Source organism: Rania fehmarnensis (genome assembly GCF_056494185.1).
In genome coordinates, this window is the sequence record NZ_CM151398.1 from 3,502,441 (window position 1) to 3,528,165 (window position 25,725).

Below are 25,725 nucleotides of genomic sequence, written 5' to 3' on the forward strand. Positions count from 1 at the left end.
CATCTGCGAAATGACATAGTCTCCTTTCGCTCCGCGAAAGGCCATTCCCATTTGCTTAGCCGGAGACGACACTACCTGGTCCTGTTGCCGAGCAAATGGAGACTGTCCACGTGCTTAGCGTTCGACACGGTCTGCTTGAGGGTTCTAATTTCCGTGTCCAATGAGCAGCCACTCGGGCTTAAAGATCATCAAGATGCCCAGCGCCAATACAACCAACCCGCTGACGAGTTTAAGCCAACGGCCTTCGCGTTCTTGAAGTTTACGACGGGACAGCGTGGCAACGACGATCACCATCAGGATCGTGTCGTCAAGCATATATGCGAAAATATAGATCGCTAAATAGAGATAATTATTCCAGGTGGGCAGTTTATGCAATGTGAGTATCTGAGTATAGACTGCAGGCAAACCGGCGGTACAGAGTAGTTCGATCATGTTGACAAAGATTGCGAGCGCGACCGCGCTGCCGATGGCCACCGCCAAGTACTTAGCTTCAACGATAGAGCGCACCCGACGATAGAGTCCGGGCTTTTTGCTTTCAGGTATTGAGAGGGTGACACCTTGCTTGAACGCAAAGAAGTCTTTGATGTTGACGCTGCCAATCAGAATCGCCAGGAACCCCAAAGCAATTTGAACCGGGCGAGCAATGCCTATCAAAAGAAAAAGATTCAACCAGGCAGCCATAAAAGCGAAGTACGCCAGACCGCTGACTAACACGAACGTGCCCGCAATCAAGATGATCTTCCGTCGATCTTTAATGTTGACAAGTACTGAGAGCAGAAATACGAGCACCCACATGGCGCAAGGGTTAAAACCGTCGACGAGTCCAACGATAAACGAAAATAGCGTTAGGCCAAGTTCGCTGACTCGAAGTTTGCCGAATATCGGGACTTCTATACTGTCTTGTTCGGGCGGGGCCAGTGAGTTTGTTTCCGCTAGTGTCGCTTCTGGTGCTTCTGCATCGCTGGCTTCTTCCGGCAGTTCCAGCGGTGGTGGACCGCGGACATACGCAACTGGCAAAACGATCCCAGAGTGGGCAAACTGACGTTGCTTGGTAATAAACCGCTTCGGCAAAACAGCAGGCTCCCAACTGGAGTTCAAACTCCGACTCGGTTTTGGTCGGGCGTTGTCCGGCTCTTCGACTTTTGATTTGCGTTCGATCAACACTTCCAGTTGCTTGCCAGTAACATCATGTCCTTGGTAGCCGATAATCACGTGACCAGCAAAGTCAATTGTCGGCAAGCCGGGCACGGCACCCGCCCCGCGGCATAGAGTTTCCCATCGCTGCCGTGCGACTGCGTCTTCGGTAATCTCATGGATTCGAAACACGATCGCTGGCCAACGCGTTTTCAATTCTTCAATGAACTGTTTGGCCTCAACACAACGGGGGCATGTCTGACGAGTGTAAACATCCGCGGTGAACAGGTCTTTGATGGTGGAGTCACTCGTAGCTGGACTACCGAAACCAAAATGCATTCGTCCACAACAACGAAACGCTGGCACGACTGGTTTCGCCTGTCCAACCCGTTTGGACATATCGTAGAATCGCTCGAGTTGTTGCGGATCAAGAACATCACGCAGTATGACCTCAAGTCCCTTCACATTGTGAGAGAGCTCATCAGCATACTTTCTGACGGCTACTGCCGATGGTTTGTCGCTCCGAAAAAACACTTCTAATTGGACGGTATGAACAGGTTCATCTGCCGTTAGACAATTGAGTTGCGTGACGGCGATTGAATAGAGCAGGCCCAATAACAGGACGTTGTACCGCATGCTGTGCATATCGAGAGGTGCCTTAATTACTGCTCAAAGCTATCGACGGCTTGACTAGCGCGCTGCCCGGGCGACGGTTCGAATTCGAGACTCGGCCGGTGCACCGCCGGAGATCTGTCCCCGCTCAACAGCCCGAAATAGTGCGGCTTGGGCGTCGCGTTGGCTTGTATATTCCCCCAGCAGGACCCAAGGAACTCGACTGTTGTCGCGATGCTCGACTATGTACCACGTTTGTGGAGCGCGGCGGGACCGGCTATCTTCAATGCCTGTGCGCGAAGCATCGGTAGTTGACGTGTTTACTTCTTCGTCCGCAGAAGCCCTGCCAGCTGTTCCTTGAAGTTGGAAGTTCACCACAGTGTCGCGGTCGCTGAGAATGATGGTCTTGCCCGCGGGGGCTTGCCCGTTGGCCATGACTTTGATGGCGTAGTTACCCGGGGCCAACTGCACACTGTAGTTGCCGGCGGCATTCGTTTGACCTGTAGCAACTTGCTTTGCACCGAGCATGATAGTCACTTGCGCGCCAGCCAATGGGTCGCCAATCGGTTTAATTGAAGTCGATGGCCGCCCCGCGCGTCGAGTCACATGGACGGTGACCGTTGGCTTGTGAATAGTCTCGTTTCCGGCTGCTCCGCCGCCAATGAGCACGAGTTGTCGCGTCACGTCGCGACCGGCGACTCCGATTTCGGCGACGGCATTGGCATAACCCAGTTTGGTCGCAACCACCGTGTAGGAACCTGGCTTGACGCGGACGCTGTAGTTGCCGAGCGCATTGGTTTGGCCGGTATATAGAGGCTTGCCTGCTTGCGAAATTTGAATCGTTGCGCCGACCAAGGGCGGTAGCATTTTATCTACAACACCTACGCGTCGCTCGACAACCGAGATGTTCAACAGCGCATTGGCTGTAAGTTCGGCATCTGCGGGAGCGGTTCTGGAACGTTTCAACATGAGACGCAGGGTCGCCATTCCCTTTCGAATGTCGGCAGTTGTCTCTAGCGGATCATATCCGGCGGCTCGCACATGGACTTTGTATTGTTCGGCAGGCAAACGCTGCTTGAACCTGCCATCGTTGTCGGCAGTTACTTTGCTTACGCTACTCCCGCGGACGAAAAGAACCTCGGCTTGAGGCACACTGGTAATGCGACTGCGGCCAGATTCGGTCACCACCTGGCCAACGACATCAATCAACTGAACAGTAGATTCTGGATTGACGTTCGTTGTGCGTTGGACAATGAAGTACTTCTCTTGTTTACCGGTGAGGACTTCCACTGTCTCTGACAGCGGCGCGAATCCAAACGGTGGTTCGATTCGAACTTCGTAATGGCCCGGCAACAGTTCGAGCTGGTACTTACCGTTATTCGCCGTAGATACAGACTGGCTAAAAGCCCGTTGCTTCTGATCAACGCGTTCCCAAGTCAAATGAGCGCCGGCTACTGAACGCAATTGGCCGTTGGGTTCTCGAAAGGCCACGTAACCACTCACATCAGTGCGGGCGAGGTCCGCTTGTTCAGCTGGTGGAATGAGCGGTTCGGCAGGTGCTGAGATCACTGGCTTCAGCGAGATGGTAACTCGATTCAACTGATTGTTCTGGACGTTAGTTTGAGTGCCTCCTGGATCATAACCCCTGAGCTGCGCCATCACCGTGTACTTGCCATCATGCCCAATCTCGAGCGTCGCCTGTCCTTTAGCGTTGGTAACGCCACGAATGGCTTTCACCAGGGACTGTCCCTCTTGTCGAGCCAGTACATGTGCATTTGCCAGAGGGCGCTTGTTTGTCGCATCGACAACGTCGACTACCAGAGCCAGCTCGGTAGCTATTGCCGCATCTTTGATCAGTTCAATAGCCACTTCGTGCTTTTGATTCATCTCAACGTCACCGCGCCCGGTGCCGACCTGGAAGCCCTTTTGATGTGCCTCAGCAACATATTCGCCAGCTTCTTCAACGACAAAAATTGCGTGGCCAGAATGGTCGGTAGCACCCTCCTGCACACTTTGCGGTACGGCCCCTTGTTTTGACAAAGTGACCTTGGCGCCTGCTACTGGTGTGAGCGCCGGAGTACCGACAGACTTTGTATAGACGAACACTTCTACCGATGTTTTGGGTTCGGGAACGGTTTTCGCGCGCAGAGCCAGATTGACCTGTGTATAGCGACCCGACATAACGAAGATGGGCGGGCTCTCGCTAACTGGGAAACCCTCTGCGCTCGCTGTGACACGATATTGGCCTGGTGGCAAATCGCGAGAGAAAGTGATATTGCGCCCTAGCTGAAGATCAACTGGAGGTCCGGAACTGCTGAGTGTCGTAATCTGAATCTTGATGGGCGGTGGCGTAACGCCGGAATCAACAATGGAAATCACCCCACGAATTCCCTGCCCTTTGCTGTCGGCGTCTATAGGGCGTTTGAGTTCAAAGTCTTGTTCTGTATCCGTGTTATTCTTGATCGTGATGGTATTTGGAAACGCCTCCGCTACGAATCCCGGCGCTACCACGCTAGCGCGATAAGTGCCAACTTCCAAGGCAAATTCGTATTCACCGATTCGACTATCATCCCCACTCGCACGACTACGAGCAAAAAGTAACTTTCGCGAATCCTCGCGTCGAAGGGCAATTCGTGCCCCAGCAATACCAACGCGAGTACCGTTGATTACTTCGAACACGGTGCCATGTAGTTTGCCAAAATCCCTCTGTACCAACTGGGGCGGTTGGCGGTTGGGATCATCTTGTCCTTCGGTTAGCGCTAAATTGAAAATTGCGTAACCATCGCTCTGCGTTAAACGCAAGCCTCGTCCTACATCCTCCTTGCGATATCCGCTGGCAACAATCGTATATAGGTATTCGCCTGGAGGCAGGTCAATTTTGAAGTAGCCATTCTTGGCAGATGTCGTCTGACCAACTGTCTGGCCGCTACGATTCTGAAATTCAATCTTTGCGTCAGCCACTACACCCAGCAGCTTACCCTCTTCATTGTGACCGAGCACCCGACCGTGAACTCCCGGACCGGCCGCTTGGGCCGTACTGCTCACAAAAAATATTAGCAACGCGACGAGTGTGTTCATCGAGAGCGATCGCCATTGACCGTTACGCGACATGATTTGTTTCCTCAGTTCCAATGCAGCAGTTTCAAGAGTCAAGTAGCTCACATACCCAATAGGCGCAACCCCACCAGCGCAGGCGCGTGCTGAGGGTCAACTGCGTCATGATGAAACGTAAAAGTTGCGCGGAATGACATCATTCCCGGTCCGACTAACGCCGTGTCGATGTCGTGAATCACCGGTGCCAATGCGGTTGGTGGTTGTGCTGGATCAGCCTCAACATTAGCCACGCCAGCCGGAAAGCCAATGTGTAAGGACGGATCTGCGATGCTCTGCACATGCACGACGGACGTTACATGCACGGCGGCATGTTGCTGGACAGCCCCAATAAAGCCGCAATAGGCAATGAACCTGTGATGACCTGGTGGCAACAGACCATGCACCACAACTGTAGACTGATCGCCGTTGTTTTGAGCGCGAGTGACAATATGATGTTGTAATGGAGACAAGCTCGCTACATCGATTCCGTTGTGCGTAATCGTTTCACCTGCTCTCCAAGCGGCTGGACCGGGCAACTCGGGTTCACCCACTGCGGACAAAGGCAAGTGCTGAGCCAAGCCGCCCATTGGTGTGTATTCGAACTCATCTTGAATGTGGAAATTCGATAAGGGGTTCATGGGCCGTGCAGGCACTGCCGCAGAGAAACCTGGATCTACACCTAAGGCTGGGTCCATGGGGATCATCGTCACCCGATACGAAATGTACGAACGACTGGCTTCGTCCGCTGTCCATGTAGGCATCAATGCCTCGAGCTCTGACCATGGAAGCGATCTTTGTCCCGCAGAAACGGTATGAGGAGTGCCGAGCACTTCCACAATTGGCACATCGAGATCCGGGCGAATCAGGACGCGATCGATTACGAAGTGATCTATCTGGCTATCGTCTCCGATGACAGACCATTGAATGTCTTGCGTCACATAATCGACATTTACATGTTCAAGTTGTGGTGGTGTACCCACTGGCTCTGGGATCACGCCATCGGGCAAATGGTCATGGGAATGGAACAAGCCAAACAGAAATAGATCCAGCCAACTCGGCCCGTGATCGTATCCGGGGCCCCAGCCGTCCTGCCAGGTTGAACCCCAGTCAGGTAGCCAACCTCCCCCAGGCACCCAGCCGGGTTGCCAACTTGGTCCGAAGCCAATTTCTCCAGGGAAAGGTTCAGCCACTGGGTCATACCAGGCTTCCTGCTGTTGGCTAACATCAAACTCTTGGTTGATGACTACAGCGGACTCTGGCTCCGGATAGGTTGGTTCGTCGACTGCTGGCAACGCATCGGCACCTCCATGCGCCAGGTCCAGACCGACACCGCTGCCTGCTTCCCATACGAATACTTCGCGTGCGATCGGCGAGTTGACCACGACCTGGCCAGCGAAATTGAGATGGGCAGGCGGAATCAATCGAATGGCCGAGAGAGATGCGCGATCGACGCTATTGTCTTCGCTGTCATACATAACTCGGTCATCCACCTCGACTCGTAACCGTTGTGGATGCCAACGATCAGGCGTGTCGCCCAGAGGCTCGTGCGGAGCCAGTAGTCCCAAGGCAAAACCGCGTAGATCGCTAGCGGTTAAGGGCGTATTAGTCAGATCGAGCGTGAATTCTTGAGGGCCGAATTCAGGCGATAGTGGCCGAATTGCAGAACCGATCAAGTATTTATGTCCACCAGTGCGGAAATAGACGAAGTTGAGAGTGCTGGCAGCTGAGTGTGGCGCTGTCGTGACAATCACTTTTAACTTTTCTATCTTCCCCTGGCCGCGCCACGCCGACTGAAATCCAGTCTCATTGTAGAAAGGTGCAGTCCCACTGAGCTGTCGTTCCAAACGTTTGACTTCTTCGGTGTGCGGGCCCAAAGATTGTTCCAGTTCACCAAGGCGCTGACGGTCTGCGTCGGTTGCCAGCTCGGCCGCAACCAATGATCGCAGATCTGTAAGCTCCGCTTGCTCTGGATCCGATTCACGAGTCAGCTCCATCAAGCGCTCCCGCGCACTATCTTGGCAGCCGCGACCGTTCGCATTGACCGAATGGTTTTCAAAGAACAGCTTGCCGTTTATGCGGATGGAATAACTTTCGAGAATCCAGCCATGGTCCGCTTTGCTTGTGAATCCGAGGTGGCTGATATCCGACATGTGAACGCCGGCTAGCAGCTGAGATGTGGTGCGTAGTTCGTCCAGTCCCGTTGAACTAAGATTGAATTCAAACGCGGCTTTCTGCCCGGCCGGAACAGCATGACTGTCTGTGCCAGTCTGGGAGATGGCGCCGAAGGCGGCTGTAGCGCTATCGACGCGCCCCAGCCTATGCAACCACAGTGGAAAACCCAAACCAAGGTCCAAGGCAATCGGCTCATCGAGATCCTCACCGCCGGCACCGATGCTCAGCTCAACTCGGATGGACTCGACAGGTTCATTTGCTTCGAACGCTTTTGATGTGGGTATCTGCGTGGCAGCTGTGACCATCCACGCTCCCAGCATCAAAGCAGAAAGAGCAACACCCAAACCCACGAACTTGCTGACCGACATTTTTGTTCCCCGCTTGCAGACGTGCGGATTAGAAAGTGATCATCGGCAATTGTGTCACCGGTTTGTCAGATCGCCTATCGCGAGGAATCGCAATTTCTAGTGGTTGAATTTACTACGTTGCCTCCCCCTGCGTTTGAACGCCCGATGAGGCATTTGCGCTGTCAGCGATGCCTTGTGATGGTATAGGACTGGCTCGGCAAGAGTTCACCATTTCGAATTATGTAAAGGTTCATCCGCGAGCTCTGCTCGAATATGACAGTATCGATGAGGGTTCAAACGGAGATGGCATATTACGGGCTTGTGCGTGGTCGCGATGGGCTTGAGATCTACGTCATGTGCGAAATTCCATCGAATGTTATACTGGCAGACAAGTTCTGCGAATTTTTAACGGCTTTTTGAATGGTTCGAATGACTTGACGCAATTGACTTTGGGAGTCGATCGTGATTCCGCTATCGTGGCTGACGTCTCTGATGAACGCGACTTAGCGGTTAAACGGTTGATTACCACGGTCATCAAGACGGCCAAAGCTGATCACGTCAAGATCGGGATCTGCGGGCAGGCCCCAGCGACTATGCAGACTTCTGCGAGTTCCTCGTTCGCGAGGGTATCGACTCCATTTCGAGAGAAGCACACGGTGAGGAAACATGTTCACCACAGAGACATTTGTCGAACCGCTTTTAGATCAACTGCTTGCTTTAGAGAAATGCTTGAAAGTGTTGAGAAAAGACTGTTCGCCATCGGCGGTGCACTCAATCCGTGTGGCGAGCCGTAAGGCGGAGACAGTGGTCCTCCTATTTCAAGATTCTTTGCGCCCAAGTGACTACCGATTCTATACACGCAAGTGCAAACGCATACGCTCGTTGAGCGACGGAGCACGCAATTGCGATGTGCTACTCGCATCGTACGCTTTTCAAGAAAACAGCCCCAGGATCGTCAAGAACATGGTGAAATGGGGAGACCGGTCGAGGCGACAGTTTGCGCGCTGCATCAAGCGATGGTTGGCCGACGACGTGTTTTCCAAACATCGCCAGAGCGTCGCGCAAGTCGATCGCGTGAGAGTGGCAGAATTCGTCGGTACCCGCATGGTCCAACTTGGTGGCCGGTACGTGACGGCGTCCACGAGCGGTTCGATCTGTGACACCAACGTTCATCATTTGCGCATCGCCATCAAGCGCCTACGCTACGCGTTCGAGTTCCTTGCCAAGTGCGGTTGCACGGTGGATCTCTTGGATGTTCTCAATATGCTCCAGCAACTGCAGATCAGACTTGGTGCAAGAACAGACGAGCTGATGCAACATAGATTGCTACAGATTGAAATCGTCGATCGATCGTTTTCGCTCGGGTACGACACATTGCGATCACTGACTGAAGTCAAACAGATTTTTTTGAGGGTCGCTGAATCGGCAGAGTGGTGTTGCCGCACACGGGATGCTGTCGCCGGTCAGTAAGGAGAGTTTTGAACAAAAGAACAATGGCGAGGCACAAGGAAGGCGAAGCCTTTCAATTCATGGGTGGCTGTGGAGCTCATGAAGTGATTATCGAGTCGCCCGGTCACAATCGCCCAATCACGCCCACGGCCTCGAGGCGTGCACGTCCCTGACACACCCACATTGGCAACTGCTTGCCAGGCCCGTAATACCGAGGCTCTTACGTGTCAAGCATTTCGAAGCCAGCGAGTTCGTAAGTGACCATGGGTTTGGCAGCCGGTGCGATATTTGTTTGACCACGAATATATTCCCGCCCGGCCGCTGGGCGATGGCCGGTCCGGTATCTAGACCAACGATCAATGGGCACCTCGAATCTAGTCAATTCACCCTGATTAGATTGACAATCGAAACAGTTGAGTCCAACTTTCTCACCAACTCCTGGGCTAGTTGTTTCAGATAGTAGGAATCCACCTGACCCCGAAGCACAACAACTTGTCCGTGGCTCTCACAAACTAAGCCTCGAAGTTGCATGATGTCGTTTGACTCCAATTGCTTTTGAATGACACTGTGCAGATTCAGCATTGAGGGGGCCTCTGGCTCAACCACTGCTTGATTTGACAACATACTGACCATAATACCCTCGATCTTTTATTGCCTAGATTTCCAGCGACCGTCATTACCCTGAGCTTTTGTTCGGGCGGAAGCGATTTTCCCATGTCAAACCAGGTGTGAAAATCGATCAAACCCGCAATTCTTGGATCAGGGAATTTGCTACCCACGCGGACACGGACAGGGCTCCAATCCGAATTGGACGGTGCTTAGTTAGGCAACTCATTATCGATAACGTAGTCAGTAGACACAAAGTGACTATGAATTGACAGCTTCTGGCCGCTTGAACATCGGGACGTGACTCGATAGCGATGGCGAGGATAGACCCAGCCAAATCCTAGTGGTACACGCTGGCGACAGGGCTGTCCGTCGGTGTCAATTAAGCGAAAACAGTTGCCTATCGTACCAGCGTTCGTGACGATCCATAAATTCTGCGCTAAACTGCGCATAGAGGACGAAATCGTCAATCCATCAAAGCGTCCTCCTGAAAGGCAGAACAAAATATCTCGATCTAAGTCACTTGCCATATCCCACGGATCGACACGCATGTTTCACCTCGTAATTGAGACAGACCTCGAAATTGTGATCGCCCAAAGATTTTCAAATTGAGGCTTGTCTTGCATATCGTTGGAATCGCCATTTTCTGGTCATCGACTTTGCTTAGCGCGGGGCCGTGAGCTTAGATGCAGCTTTTCTCAGCGCGAGCGTACACGACTATTGTTTTGGATATCGGTGGAGGGATGGTTGATAATGCGGTCCCCCGCCTCAAGCCCTGCGGTAATCTGGGTCATAGTGCCATTGCTCAAGCCAACTTCGACTTGACATGCCTGAGCCTTGTCGTTGATTATGCGATAGGTTAGCCATTTGTCATTGGCATGAAAGAGCGCAGCGGCTGGGACGATAAGCGTTTGAGGATCGGTCTCGGTGACAATGATGGACGCCTCGAAGCGAAAGCCGTCGCCCAAGGTTGCTCGAGCTTGGAATGGACTTACAAAGTCGGCCAGTACGTAGACTCTCTTTTCTTCAATGCCCAAAGCGGACACTTTGGTCCTGGCGGCTGGTTCTACGCGTCGAACAATACCGCTTAACTTTTCCGGACCGCCCCAGTGATCGATAACGACCTTTGCATTGAGCGGTATTTTGACGGCGTCTTTGGAAAGAACGTCTATCTTCATCTCCAAATCTGTCAAATCTCCAATCTCTAAGATCTCGCTGCCTGCGGAGACTATGCCGCCATCTTCGCGCAATACCCTTAGCACGCAACCGTTGATTGGACTGGTCAACTCCATGGCATTGTCGCCGTTGCCGTTGCGTGCCGGGTCGAGTTTCCTCAGAGCGACACGGGCCAAATCCAACTCGTATTCGCTGACTTTGAGAGCAAATTCGGCGGAGCGGGTATTGTGAAGCGAAATCCGGTGTTGATGTTCAGCTTGATCAAAGTCGGCTTGCGAGATTGCGTTGGATTTTTGCAGTTTCTGAGCTCTGTCGAACTCGTGGCGAGCGATTTCGCTGGCCTCCTTAGAGCTTTCTAGCTCGGCCTGAGTACGCAATCTGGATGCTTCGGCGGCGCTAACGCGTGCTTTGCTCTCGGCCAGGAAACGCGCATCCAGTAGCGCAGGATCACCAGCTTCAATGCGCGCGATTAGTGTCGCCCCCAGTTCCACTCGATCGCCCGCATGCAAATTCAATCGAACTAGTTTGCCGGCGATTGGGGCAGTGACCATGTACCGTTCTCTTACCTGCGTCTCCCCCTCTGCGTCGACCGTAATTTGCAGAGATCCCGTCTTAACTTGCACGACATCGACGAGCGTTGGCTCCGGTATCAAACCGTAGGCAACCAAAACAATTAGGAGGACGCCAGAGAATATCCAAGGTAGCTTAGTCTTATGACTCTTCTTCATTCTTTCACTTTCAGCACGCTCACCAACTGGACCTTGCGGAACATCTGTCTGGTTACTAGCGAAGAGCCCAGCGCCGCCAAGAGAATGATCAGCGCGGAATAGGCAAAGGTGTGAAGCCCGATCACTAGTGGAAAACGATGACTTTCGGTATCGAGTGCCCGAGTCACCAAATAGGCAAAACTATACCCAACCGGTACACCCAGTGGTATAGCCATGAAAACGAGCAGGGCTTGTTCACCGACTAACACGAACAGGACCTCGCGGTGAGTAAATCCTAACACTCTGAGTGTCGCCAAGTCGCGCCCACGTTCCGCCAGCGAGATTAGGGCAGAATTGTACATAATGCCAAGGGCAATGATCATGGACAGAGATGAGTTGATCCACCGCATCAGCCCAGTGCTTTCGGCAATCAATGCGCGAAAGTTCTCTCGCGCTATGTTATTGTCAACAATGGAGAGCACCGATGGCGTTGTTTTAAGAACTTTATAAAACCTGTCGCGATACTGAAGATCTATATCTACGAAGGCGCCTGACAGCCGTGGGCCTTCGCGCAAGCATTCGTGAAGCGAGTGGCGATTTATGTACGCAGCCGGTTCTCCATAATTCGGAAACACAGTGGCTATGGGCATGCGTACCGTGCGCCGACTCTCCTCGAGAAATTCTACTTCCAACTCTTGTCCGACTCGGACGTCCAGCAATTCAGCCAATTTTTGAGTCAGCGTCAGGCCGCCTCGAGCCGGAAATTCGAGAGGCCGTTGGTTGGCATCCAGTACGCGAAAGAGTTGTGGATTTTGTTCCAGTCCTAACAGTGCTACGCGGCGTTCACGCAGCCCGTTTCGCAGTCGCACTGCGATGGCGCGAAAGGGCTCCACACGCTGGACACCAGGTTGTTGCATCAAATCGTGAAGAATGGAATACGAAGACACTTCATTAAATGTCAATTGCATATCCTGCCGTTGAGAGAGCTCATATTGTTCATCGATGACGTAGTCAATCGTGTCTTCCAGGAACGCACCCACGACGACGACGGCCATACCCAGAGCAATGCCCAGAACAGTCAACAACGAATTTGCAAGATTGTCCTGCAGCCTGCCGACGATCAGTCGAGCCAGAGGTGAGAAGAAACTCCGCAGGCCGAGACGGTCAATTACCAATCTCGTGTGTCCGGTGGGTGACTCCGGTCGCATGGCGACCGCCGGTTGCAATACGATGATCTTACGCAACGCGGCCGCAGCTCCAATGGCCGCAGCCAACAAAGATAGTGCGAACGCCAGGATCATCTCCCCAGTTCCTAGCTCATGTGATGTACTAGGAAAGCGAAAGAACTGCGAGTAGAGTCCAGTCATCCACCAACTTAACCGGTAACCGACTAGCAGACCTATGCTTGAACCTAATGCAACCCACATGAGCACCCAACTGAGGTAGTGGAGGACGAGTTCACGAATTCGAAATCCGAACGCGCGTAGGGTTGCGATCTGTTCGCGTTGCTGATGAACCAACCTTCCGAGAACGATATTGAATAGGAAGGCTACGACGGCCAGAAAGATGGCTGGTGTAATGTAGGCCATCATGCTCATTTGATGGATTTCGTCCGAGACGCGAGCATGGGAAGTTTGGTATTTTCTCTCGTAGCAGCCGCGACCGCCGTAAGGCTCGGCCAGTCTATCGATTTGTTGCATCAGTTCAGCGCTCGACGCGCCTCGTCGCAAGCTAAAGGTGATGTTGTTAAACGAACCTTTCATATCAAACGCGCTTTCCATCTGCGCCCTTGGCATCCATAGAATCCCAAAATGTCGATTGTCCGGCGCGACTTGTCCTGGCTGCACAGCATAGACGGCCTCGGGTGAAATGCCCGTTCCTACAACCGTTAGCTTCTGTCGTCGACCATTCATTACAACATCTAGTTTTGAACCAGTCCGTAATTGGTGTGCATTGGCAAACAGTTCACTCGCGACGACTTCTGCGGTCGATTCGGCAGTGGGGTAGCGACCGCTGCGAAGATAAATTGCATTCAGATCGCTGGCCGGATCAGTGCCGAGCGACACGATGCGACACGCAGCAGGCTCAGGCATGGATGGGATATCAAGTAGTACTTGATGGACAATGCGAGATTGCGCGCGTATCACTCCAGGAATCACCTGCATCCGGTCGGCCACTGAGTTGGGTGCACGGGTCAACTCTAAGAAGACATCTGCGAAGTTATACTGACGATAATAATGATCACAGCTGGAGGATATCGACTGCATGGCGCTGGTCATCATCACCCACGTGGCCACACCGCATGCTAACAGCAGACTGATGGCCACCCCTTGTCGCCGGGTTTTCAATAGATCGGAGAGTAACAGTTGGCTGCGCGTGTTCACGGTCATCTCACCAGACTAATGCCTGCGGTGACTTTTTAGTAGAGTTCCTTCGAATTGAGTCGATAGAGCCATCTCTCATAAATACGATTCGATCGGCCATTTCTGCGATAGTGGCGTTGTGCGTGATGACGACCGTCAGCGTCCCCAGTTGACGGTTTACGTTTGAGATGGCTTCCAAGACGATGATTCCAGTAGCCACATCCAAGGCACCTGTCGGCTCGTCGCAGAGCAAGACGTCGGGTCGTTTACCGATGGCGCGAGCGATGGCCACCCGTTGTTGTTCGCCGCCAGATAATTGGGAAGGATAGTGGTTGGCTCGCTCCGTAAGTCCAACTAGACGTAGAGCCTCCTGTGGTTCCAGCGGAGCGCGTGCGATCTCAGAGACCAGTGCCACATTTTCGAGCGCCGTAAGCCCGCTGAGCAAATTGTAAAACTGAAAAACAAAGCCCACGTGTTGACGTCGGTATTCCGTCAGATCGGCTTCATCGCTGGTTGTCAGATTTTGCTCACCGTAGTGAATAGTGCCACTGGACGGGTTGTCGAGCCCACCGAGGATGTTCAGCAGAGTTGACTTGCCGCTGCCCGAAGGTCCCAAGATCACGACGAACTCACCAGACCACAGATCGAGATCAACACCGCGCAGCGCTTCAACAAGGACATCACCCATCCTGTAAGTCTTTGTCAGCTGGCGAATGGATAGTACCGGAGTCTTATCGCAGGGGGAATCTTGCATGCTGCAGCAGCTCTAGCGAGTCGCATCCATTTAAGAGTTATTTCTATACCGGTACTTTGTAAGCACGTGGGCGCGAATTTTGACTGGACTCCCAAGTGTGTCTCCTCTCACAGCGATTCTGCAGCGATTGACTGCTTGCCAGTGGGCAATCGGAGATGTGGTCCAGACTGTTGCGAAGCGCGCGCCTTGTCGGGTCGGCGGATAGTACAGGACACTACGGTTCCGCCGCCTGTGCGAGGACACAGCCGTATATCGCCACCTATTAGATTTGCACGGTATTTCATGGTGCGCAGGCCAATTCCTTTGCAGCTATCTGTCTGGTGGATGGCCGAAATACCAATCCCATTGTCATGGACCTCGAGGACGATTTTGGCCGACTTCTGCGCAAGGGAAACGTCCAATTGAGTTGCCTGACTATGGCGCTGGGCGTTGTTGATTGCTTCCTGGCAAATTCGATACAGTTGCGTGGCCGTGTTGGAATCCGGCAGTTCGCACGTAGGATCTGATATGAATGTACAGCGCATGCCATTGAGCTTGTCATTCCTGGTGACAAGTTCTTGCAAAGCCCCTATCAGTCCATCGGGTTCGACTTCTTCGGGCATAAGTCCGTGTGCCAAGTCACGAATGTGGGTCCCGGAACTTACCAGATTCGTCAGCAATGTACTGGCTATCACTTTTGCACGAGCAATTTGTTCAGATCGATTGTTGGCTGAGTCACAGGACAACGAGGAGATGACCTGGACAAGACTTGAAGCCATAAGGGCCGATGCAGTCAGTTCTTGTTGGACACTATCATGGAGTTCCTGAGCAATGCGCTGTTGTGCATTCTCGGTTGCATTCAAAATCTGCTGCTCGAGTGACTTTCGTTCAGAAACATCACGAAAGATGATAGTAAACATGTCCAAATGTTGATCGTAGCTGCATGATAACTCTACTGATACCAAACCGTTGTCTCGATGCCTGGCCTGAATTCCAACCAACTCCTGCACGGGCTCTGCATCGGATGCCCCTAACGATGTCACGCGACATGCTTGGGACTTGGCCGATGCAAACACGCTTTCTAAACGAGCAAGCACTTTAACTTTCTTGCCCACCAATTGATTTCGCGAATACCCGAACAGTCTAGTCGTGGCCGGATTGCTTTCCGTTATCGTCTCAGAGCCGTCGACCAGTAAAATTGCGTCAACGGCCGAATGAAGCAGCGCTCGCAATCGTTGCTGCTCCGTCAAAAGCTGATTGAGCGCAATTTGCTGTGCGGTAATATCTTCGCTATACAGAATAATACCACCAATGGAACCGTCTTCCTTCAGCCAGGGTCTTGTGTCCCAGCGCAACCACATTTGCGTGCCATCTGGCTGTTCCCATAAATCGCTGTTGCTTGACTGAGTTTCCCCATTTAAGGCACGGCCATGGGCGACTCTCCAACGCTCAGGAAGATCCGGATAAAGTTCGTAATGGTTTATGCCGGTGAGGGAGGAGCGTCCCTTTCCAAATGCCCTTATCCAGCTTTGGCTTACAGCCAAATAGTTCATGGAGCGATCAAACAACGCGATTGCCAAGGGAGCTTGTTCGACAAACGATGCCAAATGGTCGCGTGAGATGGGTGTCAGCTGCCCGGCACTTTCTGCGCGGTCTTCTCGCAGATTTGCCGCACTACTCTGGTCCAAGGCAATGTCCAGACACTTGGGGTCCTGTTCGGCCACAGAGTATTCTCCACCACGAGAGTTGCTGGAGTTTCAGTCGCGAGAAAACGACATCAACCGTTCGCCACCTGCGTCAGTCTACCAATCTGCTAAAGCTTTTGCTCACCCAATCCCTGGATTGCCATTGAAGAGGGTGGACGTGCGACAAAACGCCCCCGAGTGAGCGCTTCAGATGTTTCATGCCAGGACCTCTACATTTACGTGTAGCTTGATGGCATGTCCACGTGGTTCGATGAATTCACTCGATAGAGTGGCGCTAATCAGACCGGCGCGATACTTCATAATCTCGGAGGTGAGCGAATAGCTGGTCACCGATTCACACGGTCGCCTTCCGCGGTTGTGTGGACTGTGGGCAGCATCGTCAATTACTTCTGCAACTAGCTCCATCTGTTTGGAGATTCGCACTTCAATCTGCGTAACCGCTTCCCGTCTGCAGGCGTTGTCGATGGCTTCCTTGATGATGCGGAAAATATGTGCCGCTACGGTGTTATTTCGAACTTCAACCAGAGCATTGGACTGAAAGGTGCATCTCAATGCGGTCAGGACCGTCGTGTCCATGCACAATTGACGCAGGGCCACATCCAATCCCCGCGAATCCAATTGAACCGGCATGATTCCGAACTTCAGTTTGCTCAAGTTGCGTAGAGTTTCACCAATTCCTGCCGTCAACCGCTCGGCGAGTAAACAAATTTGGCCGAATTCATTTTCCGACACGAATGGCGAAGTCTGGCTTGCCTCCATATTCAGCATTCGCGACTGCAGTAAATCTGCGAGAGTTGTGGCTAGCAGATGAATCGCGGTGACATCTTGTTCGACACCTTCCTGCAACTGGTAGCCAATTTGCCGCTGCTGCTCGCCAGCGACTTCCAGTATTCTTTGTTGAATTTCGCGTCGCGAGGAGAGGTCTCGGATAATGCCCGTGAAAATTTTTGAGTCATCGACTTCTGTTACGGATAGGTCGATGGGAAATAAGCTCCCGTCTTTTCGCTGACCCGTCAGTTCTCGACCGATCCCGATGATTTTCGCATGGCCAGATGCGAGATAGTTTCGAATGTATTGGTCGTGGTTTCTGCGAAAAGGCTCGGGCATCAGAATGCTCACGTTTGCGCACAGCAATTCGTCCAATGAAAAACCGAACATCTTAACCGTGGCGCGGTTGGCTGAGACAATTTGCCCATGCTCGTCGATGGTTATGATGGCATCGACGGCCGTGTCCAGTACCGCGGTCAAGTGTCGATGTTTGGCGAGCAACGCATTTTCCATCAGTTTACGTTCCGTCAGATCGCGTACGATAGAAACGTAGTTCGTGCAATCGCCTTGCAGGTTGAGAATGGGGGACAGGAACAGCTCGACATCGTAAGCAGTACCACCTTTGCGATAGTTGACGAGTTCTACCGTGCATGATCTACCACTGAGAAGTTCCGACTTAAGTAGATCGAGTGTGGCTCTATCCGTGGCTTCACCTTGGAAGATTCGAGGCGACTGATGGAGCAATTCGTCGCTTGAGTACCCACTGATCCTGCACATTGCCGGATTGACGTACAAAATGAGAGGTCCAGGCTGCGTCAAGTTGCAGTCCGTGATCATCACACCCTCACCAAGATGCGACAATGCGGCAGCCAATAAGTTGACGTTCTCTGTCACGATGCCTTGAACTGAATTTTCGAGCATTTCAGGTCGCTTTCTTTCGTGTTGTCCAAACGCGCAGTTGCAAATCATGCGAAGGTAGACTTCGAGCCCAGAGTCTACATTTGGTGATGCCCAGCAAAAGCCCGTGGTGCTGTAGGCTCTCTATGTTTTTTAGAAACACACCACAACCGCATAGCAATAGAGAATTTCGTCAAATCGTCGCTGGTGGAATTCGCCATAGTAGCATACTGCTTTGTAATAGCCGATAGAGCGGATAGACTTAGCTTGATGGTCAATGGTTCCTAACTACTTGCTGGGGATGAATGTGCCAGCTCCAAAATCTGTTGTGATCGTCGACGATCATCCTCTGGTTCGTGAGGGCATCGCTATGCGTGTCGGCCTGTGCCCAGAGTTTCAGGTCGTCGGACAGGCCGGCACAGAAGATGAGGCAGTCGCTCTCATTAAACGACTCCAGCCCGACATTGCCACCGTCGACATTGCACTCAAAGTCGGCGACGGCGTTTCGCTCTTGCGAGAGATCAGGAAGAGATCGCCCCACACGAGATCATTGGTGGTTTCTGGATTCCAAGAGGGACTCTATGCCGAACGATGCCTGCGAGCAGGCGCTGCCGGCTTCCTGAACAAACAAAACTCCAGCGAGCATCTCATCGAGGCACTGCAGGCGATCGCCTCGGGCAAACGCTATATCAGCCCCGAACTGGCGGAACACTTGTTGACCATGTCGCTAGATGGATGTAAAGAAACTGAAGACCCCATTGAACGCCTCAGTGCTCGTGAACTGGAAGTCTTTCGGATGATCGGAGAGGGTTTGTCCAGTCACAGTATTGCCGACCAATTGCTGTTGAGTACGCACACAGTCGATACCCATCGCGAGAACATCAAACGCAAGCTGGGGATAAAATCTGCCCCTGAATTGTCTCGACATGCCGTCACTTGGTTGCTCAGCCAGAAATGACCAGAGCTTCCATGGAATCAACCACCTCTTCATGCGCAGAGCAACTGTAGCCGAAGTCGCCAGACTTTGGACGTGTCACCGAACGATTTCCAATCTCTGGCGAGATCGGCTAGATGCCGTGCCCCCTCCCGCAGACTCCCTGCTGCGCGGGGAAGCTGACCGCCAAATATTCTCAACTTTGGGGGTTGAATATTCGAATTTGAGATCTCAGAATGATGGGTGGATTTACTACAAATCGGAACCGAGCGGAGGTGCATTATCGCTGTTTCACCGGAAGAGAAACAACCGACCCGACGTCGAGCCACCGTCTCGCGCGAACTGTTCAAGAATCGCGCTTACGATGAACTGCATGCGCGGCTGCTCAATTGCCAATATGAACCAGGAGCCTTTTTGTCAGAGCGACAATTGGCGGCTGAGTTGGGGATGAGTAAGACGCCAATCAAAGCCGCTCTGGAACGATTAGAAATGGAAGGCTACATCGTCGTCTCACCGCAATCGGGCATTCGCGTTCGCGAACTCACACCCACCGAGATTGCCGAATTATACGACGTTCGCGTGGCTCTCGAGTGCTTTGTAATTAAATCCGTAACTGGCCAGTTAACTCGGGATCAATTCGCGCAGTGGGAAGCCAACTTGGAGGCGCTGGCTGAAATCGCTGCCGATACCAGTCAGCGTAAAAAGATCGTCGACCTGGATACCGAGTTTCATGCGCTTCCGAGCCAGTTCTTGGGGAACATGCAGATTATCAAGTTGATGCAACAGTATTCGCAGCGCATTCGACTGGTGACGATCAATGTCTTTACACGATCCCCCAACCGCGCCCCGCAAAGCGTTATTGAACATCGAGAGATATTGGAAGCAGTCCGCAGCGGCCAAGCTCAGGCGGCTAGTGAGTTGATGGAATTGCATATTCGTCGCGGCCAGCAGCTACTCCGCGAAGTCCTGTAGTTATCGCTTTGACGCAATCTTCCAAAAGTGTTCATCCCCTGCCTGACCGCCTTTGAAGATAACTTCGAGGCCGTCAAATGCGTTGGGTGCGCGGACGCGGCAAAGTGGCGCGCCCGGTGCCACTGGCACCAGCGCTTCGATCGCCACGATCCCCAGGTGACGAGCTACATAGATGCTCGTATCGCCGCCTGATAGGCCTAGTCGCTGGACCGGATGTCGGCTGAGGATCTGGCTCACGAGTTCACCCAAGATCGGTCCCAAGCGTTTGGAGTTTTCCAACTGTATCTGTTCTTGCTCTAAACCGAGTTTGGCAAAGGCGTTCATGAGTTGATTGCGCCGACGATCACTGGGCCCAAGGACGGTATGCATGATCAAACTGTTGCTGGCACCCAGCGATTTGACGGCCAGATCGATCACACGCTCCAGTTCGGCATCGCGAGTCTCGGGATCGACCAACAGGGCTGTTTCAATTTCTATCGCATCAAAACCTGCTTGCCGGGCCCACAGGATTTGTCGTTCGTTGACCGGTGAATAACTGCCCGACAACACCAGCATCTGCGCGGCCTTGGCCGGTTCACGCTCTGGTTGAGTATGGGCTGGCAGCGCTTCTACCGGTGGCGCATCTTTCCAGCTTGCTAACAAGCCGCTTTCGATGGCTGAGGAGCCCACCAGAAAGAGAGGCGACGAGTGGCTGGCCAAATCGTGGCAATACTGGCCGAAAACAGCCACGTCCTGATCGGTTAACGCGTCGAAGAGCATGATTTCGCCTGAGGTTCCCCAAGCGTTCATCAGCGGTTGTTGTGTTTGAAGACAATCGACCAGTTCGATGGGCAGGGATGTTTGCAGGCTCAGGTGAGCGCGCACATCCGCTTCGTACATTGGAGTAATTGGATGATAACGCGCCACGGGATGTCGATCGAGGCGGTAAATCTTACCGGGCTCACCGTGCGTTGCAAACAAATTGCCGAACGCCTGGTATCGACCGAGTGACGGAGCGGCAATTAAGACGGGGACCTTATGGGCACCGCAACTAGTGTGTCCCAGTTCGATGGCTTTGCCAATGCTTCCGGTGCGTGGCGATGAGTCCGCGGTGGAGCTAGTTTTATAATGCAGGAACTTGGGCGCCAGCGCCTGGAGTGCTTGAATCAATGGCCCAAGTGCAGCATCCATTCGCTCAGGTGTCATGCAGCGGGCCTGGGTGGCCACGCCTATTGCCTGGCAGTCTGCGTACTGGCTCAGATCCGTTGCCGCGGGTGTCTTGAGAAACAGAACAGTCTTTAGTCCAGCCCATTGCAGGGCTTCCAGTACCTCGATTGAACCGGTGAAGTCGTCACCGACGTAGGCTATTAAGGGCTCCATCAGGCTGGGCCTCCATTCATGTCGAGCGACGGGCTGCGGTCCCAGCGGCTCAGGGCGTATTCGGGCGAATCATGCGCGATATTTCATACCCGTCCCCTGCGACTCACGCAATGCCAGATCGAAGCGATGGGTTCCAGGTTTTCGATATCTCAGGTTAAGTTGCTATCCACCGGTGTCTGAATCAGGATGTTGCCGCCAATAGTTGGCTAATACTGACCCTGTCACATTCATCAACGGACTAAAGATCATCCCGGCCAAACCGGTTGTGCCAAGTAGATCCATACCACGCGCCAACCCGATCGCCATCGCTCCGTTCTGCAGTCCAACTTCCAGCGCGACGGTTCGGGAGTCGCTGCCCTTGAGGCCAAGCAACCGACTTGACCAATACCCCAGCGTATAACCGGCCAAATTATGAACTGCAACGGCCACGACTAATAGTACGCCGACCGACAGCAATTGCTCTCGACCCTCTGCGGTTGCCACCAGGGTGTAATAAATAATGCCAAACATGCTCAGCCTGGGCATCCAGGCGACGATCTGGGGGAGTAGATTAACTAGCCAATGATAGAGTGCACCAAACACAAAAGCCGCGGAAATAAATCCGGGCAGCGACATCAGCGACGGCGTCAGCGTAGCCGATGCGTGCAGGGTTAGCCATTGCCACCCGCCCGCCACGCTCAACCATACAAGCCACAGACTGCTTAAGCCCACACAGGCCCACGCAGCTCTGCGCACACTTGTGCTTGATGAACTTAAAAAGTCATGGACGAAGGCGGCTAAGATCGGCACCAAGACCATCTTGACAATATCCAGCGACATCTTCAGGGCGTCTATCTTCACCATCGAAGTAGCCAAGAGGCGCATCCACAGGGGCGTAAGCACCGGCGCCAACAAGGTGGTTAGAGTTGTCAACGTCACCGAAAGCGCCAAGTTTCCGCGAGCCATAAACGTCATCACATTTGAGGCCAAGCCACTCGAGCAACTGCCAATCAAGATCATGCCAGCGGCTATCTCCGGAGGGAGCGGTATCACTCTGGTCAGCCCGTAGGCTACTAAGGGCATGATCACGAATTGACAAGTCACTCCAATCGCGACTGTGCCCGGCATCTTCAGCACATGACAGAAGTCTTTGAACCGCATCTGCGTTCCCATGCCAAACATGATCAGTTGCACCATGATCAGCAGAACCCAGGCATCGGTCAGGCTGACATTGCCCAAGCTCTTAAAGATGCCAGGGAAACACAGGGCCACAAAATTTGCGATCAAGATCCAAAGCGTAAAGCGAAATGCGCGAAGTCCATGCCAGAACGAAGCCAGAATCGGTCGGTTCGCAGTTGAATTCGATTGGTGCACTAATTCGCTTTGGACTGTGGATTCATCACGGATACTATTGGCCCTCGTAGCCACCGTCGCCAGACGGTGGACTGTCCTTCGTGGCCACCGTCGCCAGACGGTGGAATGGCGTGGACACGGAACTAAAATCGCAAGCCGGCACTTGACTACCGCTTGGCAGCGGTAGCTACGTTCCGCATGCCAGCGTTTGACCGCCGCTGGGCAGCGGTGGCTACATGCCGCTTTTATTAATGCGTGAACAACTGTTGAACGAACTTGGGCAAGTAGTCCTCGCGCCAGTTGATCCAAGTATGGCCGCCGGCGGTTTCTTCGTAATCGACTTTGAACCCATGAGCCTTTAAGACTTTGACGGTCTCTTGGCTGGTGGCCAGCAGAAAATCATCTTTGCCGGTTGCAAACCAGATTAGACGCAAGTCCTGCTTGAGTTCTGCATCGTCAAGTACTTTAGCGTGAGTGTCTTCCCATTTGGCATCGCTGCCACCTGGAAAGTTGCCAGTGATGCCGAAGACTCCGGAACTGAAGACACCGATGTAACCGTAGTCCTTCAGGTTGTTGATGGCAATATCGATCGTTTGAGCGCCGCCCATCGATAATCCGGCCACGGCGCGATGGTCACGGTCGTTAACAGTTCGATAACGCTCTTCGATAAGCGGACGAAGGTCGCTGGTGAAGTCTTGACGGAACTCTTCCATCTGCTTCTGCAAGCTATTGCCTTCTGGACCAAACGAAAACGGGCCGGTGTGCCCCATGGGCATGACCACGATCATCGGCTTGGCTTTCTTGGCCGCGATCAGATTGTCTAGAATGAAGCCAGCACGGCCGACAGTGCTCCACGAAGCATCGCAGTCCATTGCACCGTGCAATAGATACAGCACCGGATACTTGTCACTACCGCTTTCATATCCGGGCGGAGTATACACGTGAGCCCGGCGATTACGATCAAGTGCCTTAGAGAAATAGTTGAGCTGGGCTACGGCACCGTGTGGAACATTTTTCTCGTCAGAGTATTCAGAGCCTGGTACATGCAGCAAACTCCAAGTGTTGGAGTTCGATTCGCTAGTGAGAGGATTACGAGGATCAATGACCGTCAAGCCATCGACGTTAAAGCTATAGCGATACGATCCTGCGACCACCGGATCGACTTTGCCTTCCCACACGCCGTTATCGCCCTTGGTCATCGTCGGGCCAGGACCAAAGGGATTGGCACCGGGCATATCGCTGCTGGCGATTCTGGCTTCTTTGGCGTTGGGAGCCCACAGGCGGAGCGTGATCGAACGATCCTCGGCCACTTCCACCGATTTGAACGCAGGCGGGCGAGCCGGTCGCTCCTGCGCCATACCGAGGGGTGAAGTCGAAAACAAAATGCAACTCAAGAGTAGACTTGGCAATCGCATGATTGGACCCGGGGGTTAGAAGACAAGATTAAGCCAATGGCGAAAATAGTGTAACAGGTTTTAATCTCGTGATTATGGGCAACAGCCAGCAACATGCGGCAACAGGATAGTTGCGTAGAGTTCCACTTTGCAAAGGATTACCTGACATGCGTGGCAGATTATGGGTGAGTTGTGCGTGGGTAGCGTTCATTTTCGCTGGTGCCAGTTATCCTGGGATGACCGGTAACTGTCACGCAAATGACTGGAATCAGTTCCGCGGTCCGCATGGTACCGGCCTGGCCAGCGAGTTGCGATTATCGGATACGATTGCCGATTCAAATGTTCTCTGGAAGGTTGATTTCGCGCCGGGGACATCTTCGCTGGTGTTTAGCCAAGGCAAGATGTTTGTTACTTCATTTGAAGACAATCGCAGAAGTGTGCATTGTTTGGACGCAGCCACGGGGAAAGAATTGTGGTCCAAGTCGATCGAAAGTGCGCGCAAGGAAACGGCTACGCCACCGAACACGCCCGCAACCTGCTCGCCGGTCTGCGATGGCAAGTACGTGTGTGCCCTCTTCCCCGATGCTGCTTTAGTTGTTTACTCGATTGAAGGTCAGGAAGTCTGGCAGAAGGACTTGGGTCCGTTCTACAGCATGCACGGCATCAGTGCGTCACCGATTCTGGTCGACGGTCGATTGATCGTGGCTCTCGATCAACTTCGCGATCCGTACATCGTAGCGCTAGACGTTGCGACAGGTAAAGAGTTGTGGAAAGTGGAACGTCTGCTGGGTGTCACTGGCGGTTATTCGACTCCCACCTTGGCAGAAGTCGGCGGCACGAAGTTGATCGTCAGCGCCGCTCCAGGCGAAATGGTCGGATATGACTTGATGACTGGTGAAAAGCGGTTCTCGGTGCTCGGGCTGAGTAATGCGCCGGTGACGACGCCGGTCGTCGACAAACAATTCATCTATTACTCGGAACCGCCAGGAGAGCCACTGCCGATGGCCGCCTTGGGCAACGCGGACAAAAACGGCGACGAAGTCATTGAGCTCGAGGAGGTCAAACAATCGGTGGGTACCTATCGATTGATCGAACGCATCGATCAGGGTTTCGGCAACGGTGACGGCAAAGTTGATCTCGAGGAATGGAATAAAGGCTTTGGTTCCTTCTTGAACAAAGGTGGGCTGTCATGCGTCCAGCTCAAGAGCGAAGGCGACAAGATCGATGCGCAAGTTGCCTGGAAGTACACCAAGAATACTCCTTACATCCCATCCGCTTTGGTCATGGAAGATTTGGTGTACATCATCAACGATGGCGGCATCATGTTATGCTTGGACCGCCAGAGCGGCGAGGTGCTGAAACGCGAGCGTTTGAAAGGCGCGACCGGTCAATATTACGCCTCCCCGATCGGCAGCGGCCAGCGCATCGTGTTGGCCAGCTTGCAGGGCAAGCTAAGTTTGTTGTCCGCAGGCAAAGAGTTTCAGGTTCTCAGTACGCTCGACTTGAAAGAACCTATCGTCGCGACACCCTCCATCGACGCCGGCCGGCTGTACGTGCGCACCAAGAGCCAGTTGATGTGCTTTCAGTAGCAAGCAAAGTCCAGCAAGGCTCCTACGCCTATTCGAGAGTAGGAGTAGGAGTAGGAGTAGGAGTAGGAGCAGGAGTAGGAGTAGGAGTAGGAGCAGGAGTAGGAGCAGGAGTAGGAGTAGGAGTAGGAGAATTGACGTTCTGCCGAGTGGTGACTGTCACCTCCCCCGGCGAAGCTGGGGGAGGTCGCAGACGAGGCGTTTAGCCGAAGTCTGCGGGAGGGGGCCGGGCACTAAGCAAGACTTAAACGTTGGCACAACTTCGTTCCATACACTGGCAATGCTGCGCATAGCCAGTGCCACCCTAAGGCCTTTGTAGCCCTGTCTCGCCAGATTGGAAGTCGATCGGTGACGCCTCCAAAGTCTGGCGACTTCGGCTACAGTT

The 25,725-nt window shown here is 53.1% G+C and carries 19 protein-coding genes; 6 read left to right on the forward strand and 13 right to left on the reverse strand.

The features are described 5' to 3' along the window. Positions 1-144: 144 nt before the first annotated feature. Entirely contained in the window at positions 145-1,350 is a 1,206-nt protein-coding gene (locus SH573x_RS11850) for a hypothetical protein (RefSeq protein ID WP_479356713.1), read from the reverse strand. On the opposite strand from SH573x_RS11850, the gene SH573x_RS11855 reads away from it, so the two are divergent. Continuing rightward, a complete protein-coding gene (locus SH573x_RS11855; RefSeq protein ID WP_479356885.1) occupies positions 1,312-1,674 on the forward strand; it encodes a hypothetical protein in 363 nt (120 codons plus the stop codon). The genes SH573x_RS11850 and SH573x_RS11855 overlap by 39 nt on opposite strands. Before the next feature lie 150 nt (positions 1,675-1,824). Here SH573x_RS11855 and SH573x_RS11860 read toward each other — a convergent pair whose 3' ends face one another. Together SH573x_RS11860 and SH573x_RS11865 are read right to left on the reverse strand one after the other, a co-directional pair. Then, a complete protein-coding gene (locus tag SH573x_RS11860) occupies positions 1,825-4,857 on the reverse strand; it encodes an MSCRAMM family protein (protein WP_479355258.1) in 3,033 nt (1,010 codons plus the stop codon). Between the two features lie 47 nt (positions 4,858-4,904). Next, positions 4,905-7,379 (reverse strand): hypothetical protein, encoded by a 2,475-nt coding sequence (locus SH573x_RS11865; RefSeq protein ID WP_479355260.1) that lies wholly within the window; start codon positions 7,377-7,379, stop codon positions 4,905-4,907. Positions 7,380-7,714: 335 nt separating this feature from the next. On the opposite strand from SH573x_RS11865, the gene SH573x_RS11870 reads away from it, so the two are divergent. Together SH573x_RS11870 and SH573x_RS11875 are read left to right on the forward strand one after the other, a co-directional pair. Then, positions 7,715-8,152 (forward strand): putative PEP-binding protein, encoded by a 438-nt coding sequence (locus SH573x_RS11870; RefSeq protein ID WP_479355262.1) that lies wholly within the window; start codon positions 7,715-7,717, stop codon positions 8,150-8,152. Then, complete coding sequence (locus SH573x_RS11875; RefSeq protein ID WP_479356715.1) at positions 8,067-8,828, forward strand: CHAD domain-containing protein; 762 nt, start codon at positions 8,067-8,069, stop codon at positions 8,826-8,828. Before SH573x_RS11870 ends, SH573x_RS11875 begins: the two co-directional genes overlap by 86 nt. Positions 8,829-9,185: 357 nt before the next feature. Here SH573x_RS11875 and SH573x_RS11880 read toward each other — a convergent pair whose 3' ends face one another. The 7 genes from SH573x_RS11880 to SH573x_RS11910 all read right to left on the reverse strand — a co-directional run bounded on the left by SH573x_RS11880 (position 9,186) and on the right by SH573x_RS11910 (position 17,787). Continuing rightward, entirely contained in the window at positions 9,186-9,440 is a 255-nt protein-coding gene (locus SH573x_RS11880; RefSeq protein WP_479355264.1) for a BON domain-containing protein, read from the reverse strand. Between the two features lie 185 nt (positions 9,441-9,625). Next, complete coding sequence (locus tag SH573x_RS11885; RefSeq protein WP_479355266.1) at positions 9,626-9,964, reverse strand: hypothetical protein; 339 nt, start codon at positions 9,962-9,964, stop codon at positions 9,626-9,628. Between the two features lie 147 nt (positions 9,965-10,111). After that, positions 10,112-11,317 (reverse strand): efflux RND transporter periplasmic adaptor subunit, encoded by a 1,206-nt coding sequence (locus SH573x_RS11890; protein WP_479355268.1) that lies wholly within the window; start codon positions 11,315-11,317, stop codon positions 10,112-10,114. Beyond that, positions 11,314-13,680: an ABC transporter permease gene (locus SH573x_RS11895; protein ID WP_479355270.1), complete on the reverse strand. Its 2,367-nt coding sequence runs from the start codon at positions 13,678-13,680 to the stop codon at positions 11,314-11,316. Before SH573x_RS11895 ends, SH573x_RS11890 begins: the two co-directional genes overlap by 4 nt. A 7-nt stretch (positions 13,681-13,687) precedes the next feature. Beyond that, on the reverse strand, positions 13,688-14,347 hold the full coding sequence (locus SH573x_RS11900; RefSeq protein ID WP_479355272.1) for an ABC transporter ATP-binding protein: 660 nt from the start codon (positions 14,345-14,347) through the stop codon (positions 13,688-13,690). A gap of 173 nt (positions 14,348-14,520) precedes the next feature. Beyond that, positions 14,521-16,116: a PAS domain-containing sensor histidine kinase gene (locus SH573x_RS11905; protein WP_479355274.1), complete on the reverse strand. Its 1,596-nt coding sequence runs from the start codon at positions 16,114-16,116 to the stop codon at positions 14,521-14,523. A gap of 177 nt (positions 16,117-16,293) precedes the next feature. Beyond that, a complete protein-coding gene (locus SH573x_RS11910; protein WP_479355276.1) occupies positions 16,294-17,787 on the reverse strand; it encodes a sensor histidine kinase in 1,494 nt (497 codons plus the stop codon). Between the two features lie 253 nt (positions 17,788-18,040). Between SH573x_RS11910 and SH573x_RS11915 the strand changes: the two genes are divergently transcribed. Further along, a complete protein-coding gene (locus SH573x_RS11915; protein WP_479355278.1) occupies positions 18,041-18,721 on the forward strand; it encodes a response regulator in 681 nt (226 codons plus the stop codon). A 219-nt stretch (positions 18,722-18,940) separates the two neighbouring features. Further along, entirely contained in the window at positions 18,941-19,669 is a 729-nt protein-coding gene (locus tag SH573x_RS11920; RefSeq protein WP_479355280.1) for a GntR family transcriptional regulator, read from the forward strand. Here SH573x_RS11920 and SH573x_RS11925 read toward each other — a convergent pair whose 3' ends face one another. The 3 genes from SH573x_RS11925 to SH573x_RS11935 all read right to left on the reverse strand — a co-directional run bounded on the left by SH573x_RS11925 (position 19,670) and on the right by SH573x_RS11935 (position 23,775). Further along, entirely contained in the window at positions 19,670-21,028 is a 1,359-nt protein-coding gene (locus tag SH573x_RS11925; protein ID WP_479355282.1) for a four-carbon acid sugar kinase family protein, read from the reverse strand. Positions 21,029-21,190: 162 nt separating this feature from the next. Then, a complete protein-coding gene (locus tag SH573x_RS11930; RefSeq protein WP_479355284.1) occupies positions 21,191-22,381 on the reverse strand; it encodes a bile acid:sodium symporter family protein in 1,191 nt (396 codons plus the stop codon). Between the two features lie 227 nt (positions 22,382-22,608). After that, the gene (locus tag SH573x_RS11935; protein ID WP_479355286.1) at positions 22,609-23,775 is read right to left on the reverse strand and encodes an esterase; all 1,167 of its coding nucleotides are present in this window, start codon (positions 23,773-23,775) and stop codon (positions 22,609-22,611) included. A gap of 146 nt (positions 23,776-23,921) precedes the next feature. On the opposite strand from SH573x_RS11935, the gene SH573x_RS11940 reads away from it, so the two are divergent. Further along, positions 23,922-25,343, forward strand: a complete 1,422-nt coding sequence (locus SH573x_RS11940; RefSeq protein WP_479355288.1) for an outer membrane protein assembly factor BamB family protein — start codon at positions 23,922-23,924, stop codon at positions 25,341-25,343. The last annotated feature ends 382 nt before the right edge of the window (positions 25,344-25,725 follow it).